Annotated in this window: 22 protein-coding genes; all 22 read right to left on the minus strand. The window is 63.3% G+C overall.

Features of this window, described 5'->3' with window-relative positions; genetic code table 11:
* Positions 1 to 8: 8 nt before the first annotated feature.
* The 22 genes from H261_RS07730 to H261_RS07835 all read right to left on the minus strand — a co-directional run bounded on the left by H261_RS07730 (position 9) and on the right by H261_RS07835 (position 23,010).
* Positions 9 to 1,088, minus strand: a complete 1,080-nt coding sequence (locus H261_RS07730) for an acyltransferase family protein (protein ID WP_008616161.1) — start codon at positions 1,086 to 1,088, stop codon at positions 9 to 11.
* The gene (locus H261_RS07735; protein WP_235062893.1) at positions 1,076 to 2,152 is read right to left on the minus strand and encodes an AroB-related putative sugar phosphate phospholyase (cyclizing); all 1,077 of its coding nucleotides are present in this window, start codon (positions 2,150 to 2,152) and stop codon (positions 1,076 to 1,078) included. Before H261_RS07735 ends, H261_RS07730 begins: the two co-directional genes overlap by 13 nt.
* Positions 2,145 to 2,864, minus strand: a complete 720-nt coding sequence (locus H261_RS07740) for an SDR family NAD(P)-dependent oxidoreductase (RefSeq protein ID WP_008616163.1) — start codon at positions 2,862 to 2,864, stop codon at positions 2,145 to 2,147. Before H261_RS07740 ends, H261_RS07735 begins: the two co-directional genes overlap by 8 nt.
* Positions 2,861 to 3,940, minus strand: coding sequence for a methyltransferase domain-containing protein (locus tag H261_RS23280; protein ID WP_008616164.1), 1,080 nt, complete (start codon positions 3,938 to 3,940; stop codon positions 2,861 to 2,863). Before H261_RS23280 ends, H261_RS07740 begins: the two co-directional genes overlap by 4 nt.
* The gene (locus H261_RS07750) at positions 3,937 to 4,707 is read right to left on the minus strand and encodes a 3-deoxy-manno-octulosonate cytidylyltransferase (protein WP_008616165.1); all 771 of its coding nucleotides are present in this window, start codon (positions 4,705 to 4,707) and stop codon (positions 3,937 to 3,939) included. Before H261_RS07750 ends, H261_RS23280 begins: the two co-directional genes overlap by 4 nt.
* Entirely contained in the window at positions 4,704 to 5,759 is a 1,056-nt protein-coding gene (locus H261_RS07755; RefSeq protein ID WP_040475961.1) for a Gfo/Idh/MocA family protein, read from the minus strand. Before H261_RS07755 ends, H261_RS07750 begins: the two co-directional genes overlap by 4 nt.
* Positions 5,756 to 6,844, minus strand: coding sequence for a Gfo/Idh/MocA family protein (locus H261_RS07760; RefSeq protein ID WP_008616167.1), 1,089 nt, complete (start codon positions 6,842 to 6,844; stop codon positions 5,756 to 5,758). Before H261_RS07760 ends, H261_RS07755 begins: the two co-directional genes overlap by 4 nt.
* Entirely contained in the window at positions 6,841 to 7,917 is a 1,077-nt protein-coding gene (locus tag H261_RS07765) for a pyridoxal phosphate-dependent aminotransferase (RefSeq protein ID WP_008616168.1), read from the minus strand. The genes H261_RS07760 and H261_RS07765 overlap by 4 nt, the downstream gene beginning before the upstream one ends.
* Positions 7,918 to 7,921: 4 nt before the next feature.
* Positions 7,922 to 9,670 carry an ABC transporter ATP-binding protein gene (locus tag H261_RS07770; RefSeq protein WP_152426768.1) on the minus strand — a complete coding sequence of 583 codons (1,749 nt, stop codon included), beginning with the start codon at positions 9,668 to 9,670 and terminating at the stop codon, positions 7,922 to 7,924.
* A gap of 174 nt (positions 9,671 to 9,844) precedes the next feature.
* Positions 9,845 to 10,717, minus strand: coding sequence for an FkbM family methyltransferase (locus tag H261_RS23285; protein ID WP_008616172.1), 873 nt, complete (start codon positions 10,715 to 10,717; stop codon positions 9,845 to 9,847).
* 1 nt (position 10,718) lies between these two features.
* A complete protein-coding gene (locus H261_RS07780) occupies positions 10,719 to 11,843 on the minus strand; it encodes a radical SAM protein (RefSeq protein WP_008616176.1) in 1,125 nt (374 codons plus the stop codon).
* A 2-nt stretch (positions 11,844 to 11,845) separates the two neighbouring features.
* Positions 11,846 to 12,949, minus strand: coding sequence for an FAD-dependent oxidoreductase (locus H261_RS07785; protein WP_008616177.1), 1,104 nt, complete (start codon positions 12,947 to 12,949; stop codon positions 11,846 to 11,848).
* Positions 12,946 to 13,839 carry an NAD-dependent epimerase/dehydratase family protein gene (locus tag H261_RS07790; RefSeq protein ID WP_008616178.1) on the minus strand — a complete coding sequence of 298 codons (894 nt, stop codon included), beginning with the start codon at positions 13,837 to 13,839 and terminating at the stop codon, positions 12,946 to 12,948. Before H261_RS07790 ends, H261_RS07785 begins: the two co-directional genes overlap by 4 nt.
* Positions 13,830 to 14,375, minus strand: a complete 546-nt coding sequence (locus tag H261_RS07795; protein ID WP_008616179.1) for a WbuC family cupin fold metalloprotein — start codon at positions 14,373 to 14,375, stop codon at positions 13,830 to 13,832. The genes H261_RS07790 and H261_RS07795 overlap by 10 nt, the downstream gene beginning before the upstream one ends.
* A gap of 2 nt (positions 14,376 to 14,377) precedes the next feature.
* The gene (locus H261_RS07800) at positions 14,378 to 16,243 is read right to left on the minus strand and encodes a B12-binding domain-containing radical SAM protein (protein ID WP_040475964.1); all 1,866 of its coding nucleotides are present in this window, start codon (positions 16,241 to 16,243) and stop codon (positions 14,378 to 14,380) included.
* Positions 16,236 to 17,153, minus strand: coding sequence for an SDR family oxidoreductase (locus H261_RS07805; protein ID WP_008616181.1), 918 nt, complete (start codon positions 17,151 to 17,153; stop codon positions 16,236 to 16,238). Before H261_RS07805 ends, H261_RS07800 begins: the two co-directional genes overlap by 8 nt.
* Positions 17,150 to 17,815, minus strand: coding sequence for a class I SAM-dependent methyltransferase (locus tag H261_RS07810; RefSeq protein ID WP_008616183.1), 666 nt, complete (start codon positions 17,813 to 17,815; stop codon positions 17,150 to 17,152). The genes H261_RS07805 and H261_RS07810 overlap by 4 nt, the downstream gene beginning before the upstream one ends.
* Before the next feature lie 12 nt (positions 17,816 to 17,827).
* Positions 17,828 to 18,955, minus strand: a complete 1,128-nt coding sequence (locus tag H261_RS07815; RefSeq protein WP_008616185.1) for a hypothetical protein — start codon at positions 18,953 to 18,955, stop codon at positions 17,828 to 17,830.
* A 442-nt stretch (positions 18,956 to 19,397) separates the two neighbouring features.
* Complete coding sequence (locus tag H261_RS07820) at positions 19,398 to 20,594, minus strand: TIGR04372 family glycosyltransferase (RefSeq protein ID WP_008616186.1); 1,197 nt, start codon at positions 20,592 to 20,594, stop codon at positions 19,398 to 19,400.
* A 4-nt stretch (positions 20,595 to 20,598) separates the two neighbouring features.
* The gene (locus H261_RS07825; RefSeq protein ID WP_008616187.1) at positions 20,599 to 21,654 is read right to left on the minus strand and encodes a radical SAM/SPASM domain-containing protein; all 1,056 of its coding nucleotides are present in this window, start codon (positions 21,652 to 21,654) and stop codon (positions 20,599 to 20,601) included.
* Between the two features lie 61 nt (positions 21,655 to 21,715).
* Entirely contained in the window at positions 21,716 to 22,186 is a 471-nt protein-coding gene (locus tag H261_RS07830) for a class I SAM-dependent methyltransferase (RefSeq protein WP_008616188.1), read from the minus strand.
* Between the two features lie 38 nt (positions 22,187 to 22,224).
* A complete protein-coding gene (locus H261_RS07835) occupies positions 22,225 to 23,010 on the minus strand; it encodes a hypothetical protein (RefSeq protein WP_008616189.1) in 786 nt (261 codons plus the stop codon).
* Positions 23,011 to 23,031: the final 21 nt, after the last annotated feature.

The following is a 23,031-nucleotide window of genomic DNA, read 5'->3' on the forward strand; positions in this document are numbered from 1 at the left end:
CCCAGCCTTCAAACCGTGATCAAGGCGCGGCGCCGGGCGGCGTGGGCGACCCAGGCATCGGCCCAGCGGCGTCCCAGACGAACGCCCGGCTTTTCGATAACCCTGTATATCAAGGCGGAAAGGACCAGCGAAAGGCCGACTTGCACCAGGAAGGCAAGGTAGGGATCGGCGGCCAGTGCCGGCCACAATTCCAGGCTTGCTGGCCGCATCAGGCTATGCAGCAGGTAGACCGAATAGCTGATCTCGCCCAGCAGCACCAAAGGCCGCCACGACAGATGGGTCGAACGGTTGAGTGCCAGGAACAGCAGCAGGGCGATGGCGAAGCCGGCGAAATGGGACAGCCAGTGGCGGGCGAAGGCCTGGGGATAATAAAGAGCCCAGCAGATGCCCAGGAGCAACAGGATCAAGGCACCCGCCGCCCGCCACTGGCGGGCCGGGGCGGGGGCTGCCAGACGGCACCAGGCCCCGAACAGCATGAGCAGCATATAAAGGCCCCAACCCACGGGCAGACCCACTCCGAACTGGCGGCGGATGAAGGCGGCGGCGAGCAGGGCGATACCCAGGCTCGCCACCAGCCATCCCAGGCGCTCGGGTGTCTGGAGAATGCGGCAGAGGAACAGCAAGGTGCACAGGACGTAGAACACCATCTCCACCTGAAGGGTCCAATAAACTCCCAGCAGGTCTTCGACGCCGAGGAAGCGCTGACCGAGGGTGACGTTGACGGCGATGGCGGTCCAGCCCGGCGGACTGGGCAGAATGAACAGCGCCAGTATGATCGAGGCCCAATAGGCGGGATAAAGGCGCATCACCCGCGACACCGCGAACCGCCGAAGATGGGAATCGGGATGGCCGAGCAGGCTGGACGGCACCACATAGCCGCTGATCAGGAAAAACAGCAGCACCCCGGTCTGGCCGTGCTGGAACAGCCAGTCCAGGCCACTGACGATCTGGGCGCCCAGCGGGTCGGCGGGAACCGGCATGAGATGGGCCAGCATTACCATGCAGGCGGCGATGCCACGCAGGCCATCGATGGACGTGATCCTGAGGCCGTGATCCGGATTGGTCGGAATTTGCTCTAGGAGATGCACCGCACCTGCTCCAGATACTGGCCGCAGAGGGCCTTGAAGCCGTCATCGGCCCGGTGCACGCCCCGGACGATCCGGCCCTCGGCATCGGGCAGGATAAGGGTCACCGAGCCGGCCCCGGTGTTCTTCTTGTCCTTGGCGAGCGCCGCCAGGACGCGGTCGAGCGGCACCGGATGAGCCTCGAAGCCCTGGTAATTACGGGCCAGCACCCCATGCGCCGTCCGCCAATGGTCTTCCGTGCCGATGCCCATCCTCCAGCTCATCCAGTTGGCCATGTCGAGGCCGATGGTCACCGCGATGCCGTGGGGGATGGAGAAATCCGTGGCGGCTTCCATGGCGTGGCCGAAGGAATGGCCCAGGTTGAACACCAGGCGCGGGCCGGTATCGAACTCGTCCTTCTCGATATAGCCTTTCTTGATCTCCAGCGAGGCGCGGATGGCCGCCTCCATGGCCTTGGGATCGGACAGCATGGAATCGTAACCGGCGGCGAAGCGGGTGAAGGCCTCGGGGCCGGCGATGGCATGGACCTTCAGCATCTCGCCGATGCCGGAACGGATATCACGCTCGTCCAGGGTGGCGAGAAAACGGGTGGAGAGATGAATCTCCGAGGGCGGCGTGAAGGTGCCCAGGATATTCTTGGCCGCGCCGCAATTGATCGAGCTCTTGGAGCCGATGCAGGAATCGCATTGGGCCAGCAGGGTGGTGGGGTAGAAGGTCCAGGGCACGCCGCGCAGCATGGTGGCGGCCAGGAAGCAGGTGATGTCCTGGATGATGCCGCCGCCCATGGCCACCAGTCGGTGGTCGCGGCGCAAACCCTTGGCAACCAGATGCTCCACGTAGGATGGGAAGCGTTCCAGTGACTTGGCGGATTCGGTGGCCTCGATCCTGAGCACGCTGGGACCGGCCAGCACTTTGTCCAACTCGGTCGCGTAAAGCTCGGCCACCCGCCCGTCGATGATGACGTGGAGATTGGAGGGATCGGCGGCGTTCAGCCGCTGGGCGGCGTCGGGCTCGACATGGACGCAATAGGCGCCCTTGTGAGACTGGATGACCATCGGATCAGACATTGGTGAAACCCCCGTCGATGGCGATGGTCTGGCCGCTGATGAAGGTGTTTTCCGGCCCCGCCAGCCAGGCGACGAAGGCCGCCACCTCTTCCGGGGTCCCCAGGCGCCTGGCCGGAACCTGGGCGACCAGTTCGCGGATGCCGTCCTCGCCCAGCACGCGCCGGGTCAGCTCGGTGTCGATGAAGCCGGGCGCCACGCAATTGACCAGCACGCCGTTTTCCGCCACCTCGGCGGCGAGGGCGGCGGTCAGCCCGGCGAGGGCGAATTTTGAGGCGGAATAGCTACCACGTTGCGCTTTCGAGATGATCCCCCAGATGGAGCCCATATTGACGATACGGCCCCAGCCCCGCTCCCGCATGCCCGGTGCCAGCGCCTGCATCAGCAGCATGGGGGCGGTGACGTTGACCTGCTGGATGGCCAGGAAATCCGCCGGATCGATCTCGGCGAAGGGGGCGATCCTGTTGATGCCGGCATTGTTGACCAGGATGTCGAAGCCCTGTCCGGCCACAGATGCCGTGAAAGCCGTGGTCGCCTCGAGATCGGAGAAATCCACGGCCAGATAGCCGCAGCCCTCGGGGGCCGCGCCATCGGCCCTGGTGCCGGTCACCGTTACCTGGGCGCCATCGGCGGCCAGACGCAGCGCGATGGCCTTGCCGATACCGCGCGTGCCGCCGGTGATCAGGGCCTTGCGGCGCGAGAGGGGAAGGGTCATGCCACCTTCTCCACCACGATGTTCCAGCCGAAGCCCATGAATTGTCCCAACCACAGTTCCAGTGCCGTCTCCGGCACGAATTCCGCCGCGCCATAGACCAGCTCGGCGCCGGGATGGGGCCGGTGGCCCAGCGCCTTCAGCACCGCGTTGCGCAGCTGGGTCAGTCGCGGAATGGCGAAATTGTCGAACTGGAAGCTGTTCTTGCGCAAGGACACCACGCGGAAGGCCCGCAGGGCCTGCCTCAATTCGGTCTCGGAATAAATCCGGGTGAAGGGATTGCGGGTCTGGCCGAACTTTGGCTTGCCCTCGGTGACCCGACCCACCCATTCGGCCTCGGGCCAGCGGAACATCTCGCCCGAGAACAGGCCGCGCGGCACGATATTGGCCCAGAACACCGCCGAATGGCGGGCATAGAGCATGAGCACGGCCTTGCCGCCGGGCTTCAGGACCCGGTGCACCTCGGCCAGGGCCTGATCGGTGTCGCTGGAATGGTGCAGCACGCCGTTGGAATAGACGATGTCGAACACCCCGTCCCGGAACGGCAGGTTCTCGGCGTCGCCCTGATAGGCGCGGCCCTCGTCGCCCTTGACCAGCGAGAGGCGCAACGCGGTGGAGATGGCGCGCTGGGGCGTGATGTCCACGGCGGTGACCGAGGCGCCATGGCGCTTGAACAGGCAGGAATGGCCGCCGCCGCCGGGGCCGATCTCCAGGACCTGGCTGCCCGCCAATTGGGCCAGGGGCATCTCGACCACCGGCAGCAGGCCGCGCCGCCTGAACAGATCCTCGGTGAGGTCGAGAAGATGCTCGAGGCGCTCAGGCGTCAGGCCCTTATCGGTGGGGCCGTAAAGCTGCTCGTAGAGATCGCCCCACCAGGCGCGGATATTGCTCTTGGCCTCGCTGGCGATGGACTCGGGCGGCAGCAGGGCAGCGATGTGGCGGTCCTGGTCCACGGGGAAGCGGGCGCCGCAGCCGCAGGCCAGATCCTCACCGGATAGGGCCAGGGCACCCTGGCGGCACACCGGGCAGCGCAGCGCCCCGGCGGCGTCGCGCTCCAGCAGGGTGCGCCAGCCGCTCAATACTTGCCCCACAGCACGTCATCCTGCATGGCCGCCTCGACGATGCCGATATCGTGGGGGCTGTCCACGGAATAGCTGGGGCGGAAGGGATAGGGGGCGATGTGCTGATGGAAGCCATGGTCGTAGAGCCGGTTGGAATCACACGCTTCCTTGATCTCCAGCGGGCTGGGGGGAAGATTGGTGAACAGCTTCAGGAACTCCCACTTGAAGCCGAAGATGCCGTAGATACGCCGGGCGCCTAAGTCCGGGCCGAAGGACTTGCAATGGGGGATGGGCTGGCGCGAGGTGTAGAGCACCCGGCCCGACAGGTCGGAAATGATCTTCAGCGCGTCGGGATTGCGGAACTGGGCCTCGTCGACGATGTCCATGGCCAGCATGGTGCCGCGCACCTCGCCCGGACGCTCCTCCATGGGGGCGATGGTGGCTTTGATCATGTCGGGATGCATCATGGGCTCGTCACCCTGGACGTTCAGCACGATGTCGTCGTCGGCCACCTCGATGCCGCATTTGGTGGCCGCTTCGGCGACCCGGTCCAGGGCGCGGGTATGGCTGTCGCTGGTCATGATCACCGGATAGCCCTTGCTCTCGGCAAAGGCCCGGATCTCCTCGTCGCAGGTGCAGATGGCCAGCACGTCGAAGCGGGGGAACAATTTGGCCCGCTCGAAGACGTGCTCGATCATGGGGCGGCCCATGATGGGAAACAGCGGCTTGCCGGGAAAGCGGCTGGCGGCCATGCGGGCGGGGATGAGGCCGATGATCTTGGTCATAGAGGAGTCTCCGGCGGGCAATCGGTGAGGCGCCAGCGTGCCTTCCAGGCGGGATCGGCGCAATAGATGCGATAGACCAGCTCCATGGTCTTCAGGGCGTCGTCGCTGGACCCGGCCAGGATGGGGCCGCCGTTGAGAATCGCCTCGGCGAATTCGGCGATTTCGTCCTCCCAGCTGGGGTCCCGGTTGTAGCGGGTGGTCTGTTCCTTGGGATCGCCCTGGTCGTCGTCGCCCGCCCACAGCACGGTCAGGGTCTCGGCACCATAGCTCTTGGAGCCCGACAGGATGCCCGACAGGATCAGGGCGCCCTTCTCACAGGTTATTTCGAGATTGAAACGATGTCGCCACTGGGTGGCAGTGGAATGCAGCATGGCGACGCAGCCCTGGTCCGAGCGCATCAGCGCATAGGCATTGTCCTCCACATCGTGCTTCCAGAAATCGTTGGAGACGATGCTGCTGACCTCATGGAATTCGCCGCCGAAGAGGCGCATCAGATCCACCATGTGGATGCCCTGGTCGAGCAGGATGCCGCCGCCGGCCACGCTCCGCTGGGTGCGCCAGTCTGATTGCTGTCCGAAGCTGATGAACTGGCTCTTGCCGTAGACGCCGCGCATGTTGAGCACGCGGCCCAGCGAGCCGGCCCGCACCAGGGCCAGCGCGTCACGCACCGAATCATGATAGCGGTGGTTGAAGCCGTATTTGAGCCGCAGACCGGGATGGCGGGTTTCGGCGGCGATCACCCGGCGGATATCGGCCACGTCGCGGCCCGGCGGCTTCTCGCAGAAGACGTGCAGGCCGCGCTCCAGCCCGGCGATGGTGACGTCGGCGGCCACGTCGTTGGTCAGGCACACCAGCAGGGCGTCGAGTTTTTCCGCCTCCAGCAGGCGTTGAGGGGTGCGATAGTGGCGCACACCGTCCTCCATCACGCCTTCCGACTCGAAGGCGCGGTCGCACACCGCCACGGTTTGCATGTCGGTGCGGCGGTCGATCACCTCGCGGCGGCGCCTGCCCACCACGCCGTAACCCGCGATGCCGACCCTCAAGGGTATCACGGCTTGGGAGTCCGGTAGAGATCGGACACCGTGTCATTGGCGCGGCCCAGCCGGGTGGACTGTTCGTCGGAATCCACCGTGACCCAGGCGCCGCCCGCCTCGTCCGAGCGGTAGAAGGAATGCCACAGCTTAAGGCTGGCCAGGCAATCCTCGCGGCTGACCTGGAAGGGACGCACGCCGTTCAGCGCGGCGACCAGGCCTTCATAGACGGCGATGTGGCCGAAGCCGTAGGCGTCGGGGATCTTTTCCGAATACTCGGCGCAGGCATTGGGATCGGGGGTGAAGACCTGCAGCTCGTTGACCGCCCAGCCGCCCAGCTGGGCCAGGCCCTTGGAGCCGACGATGGACAGCGAGGCCTCGAAATCGTCGGGCCGGGCGGCGGTGGTCACTTCCAGCGAGCCCACCGCGCCGGAGGGGTAGGTGTAGGTGGAGACCACGGTGTCCTCCACCTCGATTTCGGCGCCCAGCGTACGCATGGTGGCCGACACCGATTCCACCTCGCCACCCAGATAGCGCAGCAGGTCGATATGGTGGATACCCTGGTTGGAGATGGCGCCGCCGTCATGGCTGAAGGTGCCGCGCCAGGGGGCGAGGTCGTAATAACGCTGCGGCCGGCACCAGCGCAGGCGCACGTTCATGATGCGGATGTCGCCCAGCTCGCCGTTCTCCAGCGAGTGCTTGACCTTCTGCACCGCCTTGTTGTGGCGGTTCTGGAACACCGGGAAGATCTGCCGGCCCTGGCGGGCGGCGAGATCGTAGGCGGCGTGCAGTTGCTCGGGCCGCATGAAGGTGGGCTTTTCCACGATCAGATGCTTGGAATAACGCTCCATCACCTCCATGGCGTGCTCGAAATGCATGCCGGACGGGGTGATGACGGCCACCACGTCGATCTCGGGCATGCTTTGCAGCATCTCGTGGTAATTGGTGAACCACTTGACGCCGAATTCGTCGCCATAGGCCTTGGCCTTCTCCGCCACCAGATCGCAGACGGCGACGATGGTGCCGCCGTCCACCTTGGCGATGGACCGCAGGTGATGGCCGGCGACGCGGCCACAGCCGATCAGGGCAACCTTGACAGCGCTCATGTCCGCACACTCTCCTCGATACGGGTGATGACCGGCCCGAACAATTCCGGCGTGGTTGCCGAGAAGCGGGAGAAACCCTTAAGACAGGGTTCCGCGAAATCCTTGCGGTAATACACCAGATCGGACAGCGCCGCATGCACCTTCTCCGCGTGCGCGCCGAAGGCCACATGCAGGAAGTTGCCGCCGCCCCGCAACGTGCGCAGGCCCAGGGCTTCCATACGGTCGAGGAACAGGGTCTTGCCGGCGGAAAGCCGCGTCACCGAGGCCTCCATGGCGTCGGCGTGGTCCAGCATGCGCTCGAACACCGCCACCGCCATGGTGCCGGTCTCGTACATGGGCCGCACCTTGTGCAGCGCTATCGCCACCTCTTCCGAGGCGATGGCGTAACCGATGCGCACCCCGGCCATGCCCCAGGCCTTGCCGGTGGAGCGCGCCACCACCAGGTGGGGATGGCGGGTGATCAGGGGCACCACGCTGTCGGCATGGAAGGGATGATAGGCCTCGTCCACTAAGATGATGGCGCCCACCTCACCGGCGGCGGCGATGATCGCCTCCAACTCGTCGGGAGGGATGATGGTGCCGGTGGGGCTGTCGGGATTGGGCAGGCAGACCACGCGGGGCCGTTCCTTGGCAATGGCGGCGATGATCCGCTCGGGCGGAAGGGCGGGACCCTTGTCCGAAGCCTCATACTCGAGCCCGACGGTCCGGGCGCCGTACATCTTCGAATAGACCGGATACATGGCGAAGGTGGGGACGGGGTGCAGCACTTTGTCACCCACCGAGACATAGGCCTCGAACACCGAGCGGATCACCCCGTCCGAGCCGTGGGCCAGGCACAGGTTGTGCGGCAAGCAGCCCACCCAGGCAGCCAGCTTGGCGTAAAGCCTGGCGGCTTCGGGATAGGTGAAGAAGGTCTCGGGCGGCAGGCTGGCCACCACCCCGGCCACCACCTTGGACAGTTCGGGATCGGTGTTCTCGTTCTTGTCGAGCCACAGCATGGCGGGGTTGCGGCTTGCGTCCTTGGTCCAGTCGGGACGGGACACCTCGGCGAGCTGGGGGCGGGGATGGATCATGGGCTCAACTCGCTGCTTGTTCGTCGATTACGCCATGCGACGCCATGGCCACCAGACGGGCAAAGCGTGGATTGATCTGCCGCAATTCGGCAAAGCTGCCGATCGCCGAAACTCGGCCATCCTCGAGAAAGATGATCTTGTCGCAGCGGGTCAGGGTACTGAGACGGTGGGCGATAATGACGATGGTCTTGTGCCCGGCCAGGGAGAAGATGGTTCTGGACACTTCCTGCTCCGTCTCGATGTCGAGGGCCGAGGTGGGCTCGTCGAGCACCAGCACTTCGGGGTCGCGATAAAGAGCGCGGGCGAGGCCAAGTCGCTGACGCTGCCCGCCGGAAAGACCGGCGCCGCGTTCCCCAAGGATGGTGGCGTTACCCTCGGGAAGGCTGGCGACGAGATCGTCCAATTGGGCCATCCGAAGGGCGTTGTCGACCCGCAGTTCATCGATCTGGCCGGAATCCACGGCGAAAGCCACATTGCGGCGGAGGCTGTCATCAATGATGAAGATGTCCTGGGGGACGGTTCCCAGATTCCGGCGCCAGCCGCGGATGTCGTCCGCGATATTCTGCCCATCCACCCGGATCTGGCCGGAGGTCGGATCGAGCAGGCCGAGGAGGATGTCGGCCAGGGTGCTCTTGCCGGCGCCAGAGGGGCCGACAAGCCCCACCACGTCACCCCGGTTGATTTCCAGATTGACCGAATCGAGGACCAGCCTGTCGGTTCCAGGATAGGCATAGGACAGGGATTCAACCCGGATTTCCCGCTCGAAGGGCATGCGGTCGGCCTTGGTGCTCCCCTGATCGAGCCTTTCATCCTCGGCGATGAAGCCGCTGAAATCCCGGCTGATCAGTTCGGCCGCCGGCAGAGAGATCCTTATTTCGCCGAGGGACACGAACAGGCGATTCAATTGGGGGATCATCCTGAAACCGGCGGCGGCGAACAGGCCGAGGGCCGCCATGATTTCGCCGCCGCTGCGGTCCTGCAGCAGCATGACGACGATCACCAGGGTCATGGTCGAGATCATCACAACTTCGATCACCATGCGCGGTAAGTCGCGGACTAGATTGACACGGGTCTGAATGCTCATCAGCCGCCACAGGATGCCGCTGAGCTTCTGGAGGTAGACCCCGTGCGATTCATCCACCTTGATCTCGCGGATGGCGCCGAAGCATTGCTGCAGGCAGCGCTGGCGCTGGGTGGCCAACTCGGTCTGGCCCGCGCCCCATGCCTTGAGACGGTGACGGATCAAGTAAAGGGGCAGGGCCAGGGCCAGGGCCAGGATGGAGAATACGCAAAAGGTCATCAGCGGCTCGACCGAGAACAGCACCGCCAGGATGGCGATGATGATCAGCAGGTCGGTGACGATACGGACCATCCCGAGGACGACGTTGGCGAAGAAGCTGGGGATCTGGGCCGTCAGGTTCAGCGTCATCGCGGGGACGCTGCGCCGGATCAGCTCGGCGTAGGGCATGAACAGGTAGCTGCGCAACAGCGAGCGGGCCAGGACGATCTCGGTGTCGCGGCGCAGTCGCATATTGATCACCGAGGAGATCGCCATCAGGACGTTCTTCAGGACGAAGATGGCGGTCATGCCGATGGCCATCACCGCCAACACCTGGTTCGGCGAGGTTAGGGAGAAGAGTCCGGCAATGGCAGCGATCACGGGCGAATCGCCCATACCCGAGGGGTCGGCCAGCAGCTTGATCAGAGGAAAAACCGCGCCGATCCCCACCGCCTCCAGGACGGTTCCGATCACCAACAGGAATCCGATCAACGGCAGCCGCCGCCGCGTTCGGCGGTCGATGAGCCTCCAACATGTCTTGAACGTAGGGAACAATATACGACTCTCGTCGAAGGGGCCGGGATGGCTCGGTGGTGTTCAGAAAACCTACTAGCATTCCATCCAGGCGCAAGTGGTCCGGCTCATCGGCTATCCCCGAACCAGAATAACGTTCTCGACCGGGTGGTGCTTCTCGCCCTCGCGATTCTCGCGGGAGAGCCAATTGGAGCGCCGCGACGAGACCGTGAAGCCACGTTGTTCCAGTTTTTCAACGATGGCCACGTTGTCCGGCAGGTCGGTGCGGATCTCGACCAGGACGCTGCGCAACCGGGGGTCCTGGGTCAGACGTTCCGCCCCGTCGAAGATCAGCGGTTCGATGCCGTCCACGTCCACCTTGAGGAAGGTCGGAGCCGGCAGGTTCCAGGTATAGACCAGGTCGTCAAGGGAGCAGCCGATCTGCAGTTGGCGCACCGCCGCGCCCTCTGCCGGCTGGCCGAACTGGTTGAAGGCACCGCCCTTGGTCATGGCGTGCACCGCCAGACGGTCCAGCGCCAGGCCGCGGGTCAGCGGCACCGGGCAGGGTTCGATCTGGGCGCCCAGCCCATTGAGGACCACGTTCTCGGTGAGGATGGCGAAATTCTGCGCCTCTGGCTCGAAGGAAATGACCTTGCAGCCGGCGACCTTGGCGGCATAGAGGGAGTAGAGGCCGACATTGGCCCCCACGTCCCACAGAATGTCGTCGGCCCGGATGCCGTCGAGCCAGGTCACGGTTTCCGGCTCCTCGGTGTAGAAGGTCTCGGCGCGCCACACCAGGCGGCCATGGCCGCCACGGCACCACAGGGGACCCTTGGCGGTTTCGATCCGACACACCGGGCGGATCTTCTGCACGATCTCGGTCGCCAGATAACCGGCACCATTGACGCCGGTCACTGACAGAAACAGATCCGCCAACAACCGTGCGAAATATTGCTTGCGGGACCGGGCGACATCGGACCCCATCGCCGAAGAATCGATCTTGCTCACGTCAGTCCTCATAGCAGCTGCGGCAGACCGCGGGGATGCGGCCTTCCAGGTGGGCGCGCCGGAATTCCCGCCACGCCGCGCCATTCCATTCTTCCTCAAGCCGGTTGGCATCGCCGAGATCCGACGTTTCCGGATTGCCGATGATGCAGCACGGCACGATGCGAAGGTCAGACGAGACATAGCCCCGCTCGAACGGCCACGGGCACAGTTTGGCCGGTTCGGCGGTGCTGTATTTCGAGGTCACGCTCCAAAAGCGCACGGCGACCCCCAGTTCCTCGCCTCGGCGCATCATGACGTCGGCCTTTTCCGCCAAGCGCATGTAATCGACCGTCTGGGCGTCGTTGCGGCGGCGCCAATCGGGATCACCCCAATCGACCATGGTGGTGGAAAACGCCATGGAGGTGAACCCCAACCGCGCCGCCAGCGGGACGAAATCCTCTAGCTGGTGGTGGTTGGCCTTCTGCACCACCGTCCACATCTTGGTCCGCTCGATTCCCTGTTCCGCGCAATAGGCGTTGATCAGGCGGCAATTGTCCACGACCCGCTCGAACACCCCGCCCGCCCGGACGCTCTCGAAGGTCTCCTTGTCGGCACCGTCGATGGAGATCTGGATCTCGTTGACCCCGGAATCCACCAGCTTGCGGTAATTGTCCTTGAGATGCAGCAACGAGGCGTTGGTGGTGGTCCGCACCCAGATGTTGCGCTCGCGGGCATAGCGGATCATGGCGAAATAATCATCGCCCTGCATGGTGGGCTCGCCCATGCCCTGCAGCTTGATCTCGACCAGGCCCCATTGGGAATCGATCAGTCGCTTGAAAGCATCCAGGTCCATGTCGGCGGCGCGGCGACCCTTGGGCCAATCGCTGACCTGGCACATACCGCAACGGAAATTGCACCGGCTGACATTTTCGATATCCAGCCGCGGCGGCATATAATCCGCGTGTTCCGAGCGCCGGCTGGACGCCAGGAAACGCTTGTAATTTTCCCGCCGCCGGGGATCGCCCGCCAGGCACAGTTCCCGTTCGTCCAGGAATGCGGCGATATTGGGAACCGGTTCCGGCGCCGGAAGCGAGGGGACTGGCGCCCCCTCCTCCGGTCGGTAGCCGGGTGCCTGGACATCGGTCATCGTCAGAAGCTCCTGAACATTTCCAGCGCCTGTTCGATGATGTTGCCGACATCGATGTAACGGTAGGTGCCGGCACGGCCGATCGAATAGACATCCTTGGGCAGGGCGTCGAAATATTGCTGGGCGCGATCCTGGTCTGCCTTCATGGGGAATGGATAGTACTTATTGTTGAAAGACGGGATCTCCAGGCCAAGCAGCGTGGTCGGCGAATCATAATGATAGAAGTTCTTGTATTCCACGATGCGGGTGAACGGCTCCTGGTTCGCGTAATACAAGAAGTAAACGTTTTCGGGGAACACCTTCTTGACGGGCAGCACGATCTTGAAGAAATCGCGGCCCATCCAACGCAGCGGACCGAATGCGTTGTTCATCAACACCTCGGGGAAGATGGTGCTGATGATGATGTCATAGGTGTGCCATTCGCCCGCCACCTTCACCCGACGATTCTCGACGTCATATTCCTCGATGGGCGTGTTCAGGTGAACCTTGGTGTTCCGTGTGGAGATATCGAAATAATCGTCATAGCCGTTCATGGCCTTGGGGTAGCCCGAGATGGCCTCGGTCCACGCACCCTTGGGGCCGGTCTTGATGGCGACGCCCTTGGGCGTGAAGCCGAAATCGGTGATTTCGGTGTTGGAATCGATCTGCCACATCTTCTTGGAATAGCTCTCGACGAACTTTCCATAAAGGGTCGGCCCCACCGACATCAGCCAATATTCTTCGAGATTCTTGGCGCCTTCCGGACCGGGACAGTCCTTGAATTCCTCAAGGATCTTCTCGCGATCGGGCATTTCTTCGACTTCGTCGCGGTGGATGGGGAAATGCCAGAAGGACTGGTCCTTCTCGATATATGTCAGGAATTCATGGCCGTCCGGATAGCGGCGCATGGGGATGTGCTGGTTCAAGAACTCGAACACCTCTTCCTTCTTGGTCAGGAAGTGGCGCGGGCCGATGGTGTAGGGATGGCCGCCATAGACGAGGGTGCGGCAGCCGCCGCCCAGAACCGGCCCCTTCTCGATCAGGGTGACGTCGTAGCCCTTGTCGGTGAGCATGTGGGACGCGATGCAACCGGCGAAGCCACCACCGATGACGAGGATCTTGGTCAAATTCTGTCTCCTTTGCCTTCGCTTGCGCGTGCAAGCACATAGCGGCGTACGATATCGGCCGTGGTTTTCGGCTCGAAACCGATGAGTGCACGCAGGGGTTCGATGGAAATGTGAAAAGATGGTTTTGCCGTCTGGCCGACGACGATGCTTGGCACGGTCCCGGCGGTTTCCGCCACCAAAGCGGCCAGATCGCGAATGGTCATGGGCATGGCCGCGCCGATCGCACACACACCGGCGCCTGATCGCCCGCGCGCCGCCGCAGCGACGCATGCCTCGGCCAGCCCGTCGATGTCGATCACATTGTTGAATAATCCATCGGGATTGAAGATGGACAGCGGCCGACCGGCGCACGCATCGTTCACCAGGCGGCCAAGCCACGGCTTGTAATAACCCGGCCCGACCACGCCGGGCAGGCGTAGCGAAAGGCTGGGAAAGGCCGCCACCTGTTCCGCCAGGACCTGTTCCGCCAACAGCTTGGTGGTCCCGTAAAGGCCGGGGTCGCGCAGCGGCGTGTCGCTATCCACCACCGGGTCGTTGATCGCGCCATAGACCGACAGGGTCGACAGATGGACCACCATGCCCGCCCCGGTGCGGGATAAATGGCGGGCCAGGGTCAGGGTCCCCCGTACATTGGACGCCACGAAGGCCTCGGCGCTGAGGTCGGCTTCGAGGTGGGTATGCGCCGCGGCGTGGATCACCAGATCGAACCGCCTGTCGGGCAGACGGCAATCGGGATCGGCCAGGTCGGCCTGCACCGTCACCGCCCCGTCCCAATGCGGGCGTGACTTGCGGTAGAGCGCGGTTACGCGATGGCCCTGCGCGGCGAAGGTCCGTGCCAGGCCGCCACCGACAAATCCGCCCGCACCAGTGACGAGAATGTTCAGGCCCATGGCGCCTCGCAGACCCGGCGGCGCAGGTCAGACATCCAACGGTCCTGGGCGTCCTGGCCCACCGGCGCCCAGGATGGAAGTTCGGCATCACAGGCCGGATCGAAGGGGCCGGGCTTGCTTTCGTGATAGACTGCGTCCTCGGACAACACCAAGACCGTGTGCCAGCTGCGCGGCGCGACCCGCGCGATCGTTCCGCCACCCGGCGCCAGGCGGGCGACATGGAGGATGCTGCCCTGATCATCGAACTGCACCATGGCCACGCTGCCACGGATCACATGACAGGTTTCGCCCTTGGCGTGGTGGCGATGCGGGCGGGCATAGCCCGAGGCACTTTCCACGATCACCATGTCGTGAAACGGATCCTGGGGATCGCGGTGCAGGCAAAGCCGCGCGGCTCCGCCGGCGCGTCGGGCGGCCTCGGCCAGGGTGTCGATCATGATGCTATCGACCTGGGGCGTGGCCGAGTCGCAGAAAAAGGAAAGCGTCCTTGCCCCCTCGGCACGCCGGAATCCGGGAATGGTCAGAATCTCGTCCATGCCTAGAGCTTCAGCTTGGAGAGGATGCGCGGCTTGTCGCGGTTGCGGAAGTCAAGCGTGGTGAGGTCTTCGGCTGCGAGGCCGAACGCGTGGAAGCGGTCGCGCCAATAGGGCGAGCTGTCCAGTCGGCGCTGAAGGCGTTCGACCACGACCGGATCCACGCGCCCGTCCCTGCGATATTGCAGGAAACCCTGGAAATACAGCGAAAACCCGTTCTCGGGGGAGATCACGTCACCCAATACCCGGAGATGCGCCATCAACTGCTCAATCTTCACCCGACGGGTCTCATGGAAGATCCGGTGGAAATTGAGGTGATAGTTCATGAAGAACCAGATGTCGGTCAATTGCTCGCCGGTGGGGATCGAATCCATGGGAATGGAGGAGAACGCCTGCTCGAAATCCGGCGTGCCCAGCGCCAGACCCTGTTCGATCTCGGTCTGCTTGCCGTAGGCGCCGCCGTTGAAACGGATGTCCTTGTCCACCGCCTGGATCAGGCCCTGCGCCACCATGGAATCATAGAGCGGGGTGTTGGGCAGAGGCTGCAGCTGGGAACAGCGATACCAATCCAGGTCCATGGCCCGGGCGACATTGATGGTGTCCAGGATCATGGACATGGTTTCGCCGGGGAAGCCAATCATCAGGAAGACGCTGGCATGAATGCTTTCATAGCGCCGCAGGACTTCGGCCGCTTCCAGGAACGTCTCGGGTGTGCCGGGCTTGCGGACGCTCTTCAGGATCTCTCGGTTGCCCGATTCCATGCCGATGTTCACGGCGATGCAACCGCTTGCGGCGGCGGCGGCAATGACCTCGTCGGTGCAGGAAGCCGCCAGAACGCCGTTGGTGGCGTCCCAGGTCAAGTTCAGGTTGCGCCGGGTCATCTCATTGAATAACTCGATTGCCCGACCGTGATCCTTGAGCAGGTCGTCATCCAGCCACATGACGTGGGTGACGCCACGCTCGTTGGTCAGATACTCCAGCTCGTCCACCACCGAGGACACGGAACGCTGCCGCACGCCCTTGCCATTGAAGTTGCGTACCGAGCAGAAGGTGCACATGGCACGGCAGCCGCGGTTCGACAGAGCGGTGGCGAAAATGGTTTCCTGGGGCTTGAAGCAATAGAAGGCGCCGATGGTGCCGTGGCGCGAATATTCCTCGATGGGCACCAGATCATAGGCGGGCAGGGTGTCGAGATCGTCGCCGTCCGGACGCAGATCGCGGTTGAAGGCCAGATGGCGGCCCGGCCCATCGTTCAGTACAACCTGGCCCAGATCCGCCGAAGGACGCTTTTTATTGATCGCGTCGATCAGGATTGGAAAGGCGACCTCGGCCTCGCCGCTGACGGCGGCGCAAGGGGTCTCGAGATCGTCCAGGATGCGATGCAAATCGTTGGTCACATGCACGCCCCCCACCACCGTCGGCACCTTGGCTTCAGCGATGGCGGCACAGACCCGGCGCAGCGACGCATGGGTCATGGTGAACATGCAGGTGACGCCACAGAGGTCGGGCGGGTAGGCGGCAATCTCGGCATCCAGCAGGTGCCGCCAGGTGCCGTCGAAATCAAAATCCTCGGCTTTCTCCACCTCGTGGCTGTGTTTCAGCAGCGCGTGATTGAGGTTGAGGATGCGGACCTCAATGCCTTTCTTGCGGAGAACCTGAGCCAGCAGCATCAGGCCATAGGGCGGGTAATTGGTGTAGCGGCCGCGCTGGGCGGTGTCAAAGCGGAACAGGCCGGCATCGGCATCGGGCGGCGTGACCAGCAGCACCCGACGGATGGCGCGTTGCGGCCAGATCCGGTCGAACATCGCTTCGGCGTGTTCTTCGCGGGAGTGCGCGTCCTCGATACTGTCGAACGCAATGCTGCTAGCCATTTACAATCCCTTCCGGGCTCGTGCTGGAACGCCACCGATCCAGAATCTTGACTTTGTCGCGAACCGCGTCGCGCGGCGCAGTGAAATCCATCCCAAGCAAGGACCGGATGCGGCTGTTGCGCAGCCAGGATTTCCGAGGCCGCTTCTCCGCGAAGGGAATATCCGCGAAACGAGCCACCTCATACATCATTTGTCCGCCGAAAACACTATCTTCGGCGATCCAGCCTGCCAGTTCGGCCCGCGTCACCGGCGGGTTGGCCACGCCATGCAGAATACCCGTGACCGGGTGGTCGGCGAGTTCCAGCAGAAGACGGGCGGTGTCCCCGACAGCGGTGACGGAAAGCAGGTTGTCGGACGCCATGCGCGCCTGCCCTGACAGCAAGGTACGATAGGTCTTGGAGACAACGCAATTGTCATCCACCCCAGGACACACTGTCGCGCCCGTACGCAGGATAAGCCAATTTCCCGGTCGCTCGAGCAGGTGGCGCTCTACCTCCACCTTCTGCCGTCCGTATTCGGTGGTCGGCGTCGTGGCGTCGTCCTCGGTATAGCCACCCGTCTCGCCGTCGAAGACCATCTCGGAGGAGACGAACACCACGCGCGCGCGCGCCGCAAGCGCTTCCTCGTGCAGGCGTATGGCCGCCGTCACATTCACCCCGCGGGCAGCGGTGGGATCGCGGCTCACCACGTCGGGGGAGGTCATGGCACCAAGCACGTAGGCACAATCGCCGGCCCCAAGGTTGGGCACCAGATCGGCAAGCCGGCCTTCGACCATGTCGAACGACCGCAAGCCCGCGCCGCCGGCGCGGCTGGTGGCGACGACCGTCCGTCGCGCGGCACGGGCGAGAGCATGCAAGGGTCGACCGATGCTGCCGGTGGCGCCAACGATGATGATCCGCCCTTGGGTCATTCGAAATAGATGAATCCCAGGTCGCCCCGATACCCCGCCAGATCCGCGAACCACGCCCATTCCTCGGGCGTGTGGAACGTCTGGCAGGTGAGCTGCCAGTACAGGAGATTCGCCTTCTCCCGCTCGTTTCGGTACGATTCCACACACAGCCAGCGCCGTTCCCGACCGACCCGCTGCATTTCCCGCAACGCTGCGAACAATTCGAAATTGAACAGGTTGTGGAAGGTGTTGATGGAAAAAACGAAGTCGAAATGGCCATCGGGCCAGGGCAGCGGCTTGGCGCAGTCGCCGGCTTTCAAGAACGGTCGCACCTCCTCCTTGGCGTTATCGATGCCATAGGCGGAAATGTCGATGCCGGCGATCTCGATCCCAGGAACCGCTTGGGTCAGCTCGTACAGCAGAAAGGCCTTGCCGCAGCCGATGTCCAGGATGCGGTCGCCCGGCTTCAGGCCGTAATGCCGGGCCATGGCCTCGGCCACCGGGCGCCAGCGTCCGTCATAGCGCATGCCGCCATAGCCATGGCGGCGGTCACCGTCCCAATAATCGAAGCCCCATTGCTTGGCCACGGTGGCGCATTCGGCCTTGTCGTGTTCCACCACCCGCTGGACGTAGTCGCGCTTGGTTTTGGTATGGAGGGATTCAAGGAAGTCGACGACGGCCATGGCGATTGTGCCTTATTTCAGATTGCCTGGTACCGTAACCCCGGCATGGGCCAGGAAGGCATAGTCCAGGGGAGCCTCGGATGCGAGGAACGGGATGACCTCGCGCGCGGCCACGGTTTCGGTCCTTCCGCTGGGTGCGAAGCGGGGCAGGCCGTTGTCGAGGGACACCAGCGGGAAACGGGCGCGGAGGGCGTTGCGTCGGCGCTTTACCGCCAACCGGCGGAAGATCCCGGTCGCCGCCATGTCGTCCGGCGCGATGGCCAGGTCCGACAGCGGGCCGCTCTTGGGGACGAAGGCATAGAAGAGACGCTTGGCGATGGCGTCGAAGCCGGCGGCGTCAAACTCGTGGAACAGGGCGGCTCTGCTGCCGTGGCGGGACGTACCGCCTAAATGTTCGAACAGATGGGCGCTGGCGCCATCGCGCTTGAGCATCTGATTTGAAATTCGAAGGGCAAAACGCCGGGCGTCCTGGGACATCTCGACCAGGCAGTGCTCGGAGAGCACCACGTCGACGGCAAACGGCATGGTGCCTGTCAAGGTCAGGAACTGCCACCATGGGACATGGGTGATGACCTTGGTCGGGTCGTCACGCAGTGGCCCGGCATCCGGCACGGCGAAGTCGAGGACGGAATCGCCAGCTAACGCGCCGTACAGCCTGTTCTGCCACAAGTAGAAGCCTTGGGAGTTGTCCATGGCGATGAGGCGGTGACCGGCGCGGCAGAGAAAGGCGCCGAGATAGGCGCTACCGGGGCCGAACTCGAAGACGGTCAAGGACTTCTTGCCGACTTTCCCAGCCCAGCCATTAACGAGGCGCAGAGTCTCGATGGCCGACAGTGTCGCCAGCCAGGGCCGGATCGGTCGCTGGAAATGGGTGGCGGTAAGAGTGAGGACCACTTCGCTGACATCGCGGATCAGCTCAGCCTCGTCGATGCTCAGCACGACGCCATCGGCGAGCAGGTTGGGCGCGGAGTATTCGTGCATGGCATCGACATAGCGCAGCAGCTCGATTTCCTCGCGCACCACAACGGGATAACCGTAATCTTGAAAGGTAACGGGGCCGAATGCCGAGATTTCACGGGCACTCAGCCGCGAGCGCGCTGTCCGCTCCTGGGAATCGTAGTCTTCAATGGAAAGAAACATCAGCGGCTCCGGTCTCAAACAAACTTGCCGTGGTCGGAATCGATTGTTAGAGCGTGATGGGGTTAGGTTGACACACTTCGTTGCTCCATGCGGGGCGGCAGACCGCGAGGCGCACCCCGCAGGCCGATGCGGCGCATCGGGCAAGGGGTGGAACGTAGCGGATGCCCGCCGCATGGGCAATCCGGAGGAACGGGCCGATTTGCGACCCCTGCTGCGTCAAACACCTTGACCGTAGCCCCGCTACGCTCGGCGGTGTTTTCCTGGCAGCGTCTCGCAAATCGTCACCGTCGAAGCGTATCAACCTAACCCCATCCCGCTCTAGGGGGGCAGCCCATGGGGAACATGGCGCATTCGTCCAAGAACTGGGGCAGTTCGCGCCCTTAGTATCCGATTCAAACCAGCCCATCAAGGCGGATGCGCCGGGCCAGGTTTTGACCGGGGGTCAACTGGCCTCGATCAAATGGCGGTATTTCAGCGCGAAGCTCGGACCGATGTCGGGGCCATACTCCACGACCTCGGGGACTTCCGCCCAGAAACGCTCCTTGTAAAGGCGTTGCAGCCGGGCGGCCTCGGGGTCGGGCGCGCGACCGTCCAGACGGTCGAACATGTCACGGCACAGATCCAGGATTTCCTCGTCGGTATTGTCCACCGGCCAGCGACCGGTGCGGGCATAGAACTCCGACTGGTCCCAAACCCACGGTTCCTTGTTGGCTCCGGGATTGCAATTGAACATGCCCTGGCGATGCAACTCTGCAAACGTCATCAGTTCGCCGGTAGGCTCGCGGATCAGCTTGGGCACCAGCAAAGAGATGGGGTTTCCGGGCATGGCCATATAAGGGAGGTTGTTGGCCATGGCGACCGGCCTGCCGAACAACGAGGGAATGGAAATGGTTCCGGTGGGCGAACCCAGAAGGAACAGGCACTTGCCCAGAAGGTAGATATCGCCAAAATCGCTACGAAACTTCGAGGCGTAATCGATGATGCGGGGATTGCCGATATCGGGCAGCGGCGAATCCACCATAGCGCCCATGCGAATGGCAAAGCCACCCCGCTCGGTCACCAGCCGCGCCGCGTCGAGATAGGATTCGACGGTGCAGTTGCGGTGATCCTTGTCGTCGTGGCCGACGCGGGCCTCATGAAAGCTGGGATCGCGGGACGTGAAGCAGACGAACCAATCGTCGGGGCCGAGCCCCATGCGCTGCAAGAGTTCGTGGCCTAGGCGCTCCTCCTCTTCGGTGAAGGAGAGGACGCCGTTACATAGGGCGATGTTCTTGTGGAGGCCTGCATTGCAGTCGAGTGGCGCGAATACCCGGGATTTCTGGACGCGCTGTCCGGCATAATGGTAGATGGCGGATAGAACCCTTGATTCAATGACCGGAAGCACTCGCTTCCACATGTTGAACAGCTGCCGATTGCAGGGGTTTGCGCCGAAGAAGATACGGAAGGTCCGTTTCTCCGGCCCCAGGCGCCGTCGCGCCGCCGCGTAGATAAGGGTGTTTAGCGCCAGATGGCCGATGCGGGCGGTCCACAAATGAGTGATGCGCACCCGTATGATCGGCTCCAGGCAGATCAGGACCGCAAGAACCGGCCAGGCGATCAGGCGCGCGATAAGCGGGAAAAGCCGTTTTATCGGGGCCATTCCCTCATTCCCCGATCCAGCGGAGACCGAACCGGCGGGCTAGCCTGAGCCGTATCAGCTCCAGGGTCCAGGCGAAGCTCTCGCGCAGAGAAAGTCGGACCGGCTCGAAGATGGAGCAATTGGCGCAGACCGGCGCCCAATTGCCGCTGGCCATGTCCTTCAATACCTGACGGTGACGCGGGGCGAACAGAATGTCGTCCAGCGACGCCTCGCGGGTGTCGCCGATCACCAGCTCGTCATAATTGGTGTTCATATACTGGCACGAACAGACACGGACCTGGCCGTCGGGCAGAATCGACACGTCTTTCAGCGGGTTGCGGCAGGGCCGCCGCTTGGGGTCGAATTCGCGGTGACGTAACTTCATGGTACCAGGCATGTCGTCATCGGTAATGACGCCGCCCCAGGTGAACATTTCCTCGTTGCGGATCTGCTCGGGGGGAATGATCAGAGTGCCATCGGCGATATAGGGCTCCAGTCGCTTCATGCCCTCGTCCTGGAGGACCTCCTCCCAGGGGCGGTCGATCCGTGGGTAGAGTTCGATCTTGATCGGGCTGTTGGCGGCACGCTTGGCCTCCGCCAATTTGATCACACCCTCCAGAACCTCGTCGGCCTTATCAACGCCGTAAACCAGCTTGTAATCCTCGCGGTCGAAACCAGGGATGCTGATGGCGATGTTGTCCACCACCTGCACCAGTTCCTCGCACAGATTGCCGCGTTTGAGCAGGATGCCGTTGGTGGGAAAGAAGATGGTGGTCACCCCCTTGTCCTTGGCGTAACGCAGCTTGGTGATCAGATCGGGATCGACCAGTGCGTCACCGTTATTGGTTCCCACCTCCAGGCGGGTGTCGCCGGTGACCTTGGACATCCAGTCGTCGATGGCCCGGCAGAATTCGCGGGTTTCGGCGACGATCTTTTCCTCTGTACTGTGGCGATACGAGCAGAATACGCAGCGGGCGTTGCAGATGTTCGTAGGATGAAGATGCAGGGTGTGGGGGTGCCGCTTGAACCGGCGGACGAGCAGCTCGTCCTCCAGGAGGTAGTTGTTGACGATGGCCCTCATGACCCTTTCCTTGAGGGTACTGAGGACGCGCTTGGCAGGCGTGAGGATGCTCATGGGGTCACTACTCGAAAGAGATGAAGCCGAGGTCGCCGGTATAACCGGCCTGTCCGGCGAACCAGACCCATTCCGCGGGGGGGTGGACGGTTTCGCAGGTCAACGGCCAATACAGCAGGTTGGCCTTCTCCCGCTCGTTCCGGTCCGACTTGAACAGATCGAAATTCATCAGGTTGTGCAGGGTATTGATGGAGATGACGAAATCAAAGCGTCCGTCGGGCCAGGGCCGCGAGGTGCCGTTGCCGACCACCGGATCGGAGCGCGCCTCTTCCTTGGAATCGGCGATGTCGTCGTCCGAAATGTCGAGACTGGCAACCTCTACTCCCGTGACTGCCTGGGTAAACTCGTAGGGCAGATGGGCCTTGCCACAGCCAACGTCAAGAATGCGGCCCCCCGCCTTGTCGTGCGCGGTTACCCGACCGACATAGTCGCGCCGGGTTACCTTGTTGTCGCGGTCAAGGACGTCTATTTGGCTCAAGGCAGTGTTTCCTGGGGGCCGAGCATCAGAAGAAGCGACTATCTTGGCTTGGCATACTTGTTGACCTGCTGCGGCCAGACCAGGGGGCCATCCTTGGTCTTGCGCAGGGCAGCCAGGATCACCGCCGAGACACGCTCGCCCCGGCTTAAGGTGGCAAGCACGTCGGCAAGGTAGAACGACATGGACATGCGCCGGGGCTCACGGGTGCGGATATCCTGGGCCTTGACCAGGCGCTTCTGACGCTCGCAGGCCATGGCGGTGACGACCACGTCCGAGGAGTGCAGCAGCATCACCAGTTCGTAGCCGCTGAACTTCGCCAAGCTGCGGTACCAGATGTTGTGGATGTTGTAGAAGCCGTGGTGATAGCCGCCCAGAGTTGGCCACTGGGCCAGCCACAGGCCGCCCACCTTGAGGGCATTATGGGCGTTGACGAAGTTCTGGCCGATGTTGAAGACGTGCTCACCAGTGCCAAAGTCGGTGACGATGTCGAATTGGCGGTCGAGGACGAGCGGATCATTGAGGTTGTGGTTGTAGGTGGCGGTGGGGTCCAGCAGATCGACACTGGCGTATTCCTCGATGCCAAACAGGCGGTAGAGCGCTTTCTGGGCATCGGGCCTGAAGGCCTTGCCGTCATGGGCGACCCCGGCGAAGTCCTGCGCCGCCTGCGGTCCACCCACTCGCCGGGCCAGATCGAAGTAGTAGGTATGGTCCTTCATGGCGACGACGGTCTGCGGTCCGAATTCCAGCAACGAGCGGGAGTCCTTGAAATGGCCGTCGGCGGCCAGTTGTGCTAGGCCCTCAGCGATGAACGGGCTGATACCCATTGTTCCGTCACTCCTATATCT

Source organism: Paramagnetospirillum caucaseum (genome assembly GCF_000342045.1).
Classification (GTDB): domain Bacteria; phylum Pseudomonadota; class Alphaproteobacteria; order Rhodospirillales; family Magnetospirillaceae; genus Phaeospirillum; species Phaeospirillum caucaseum.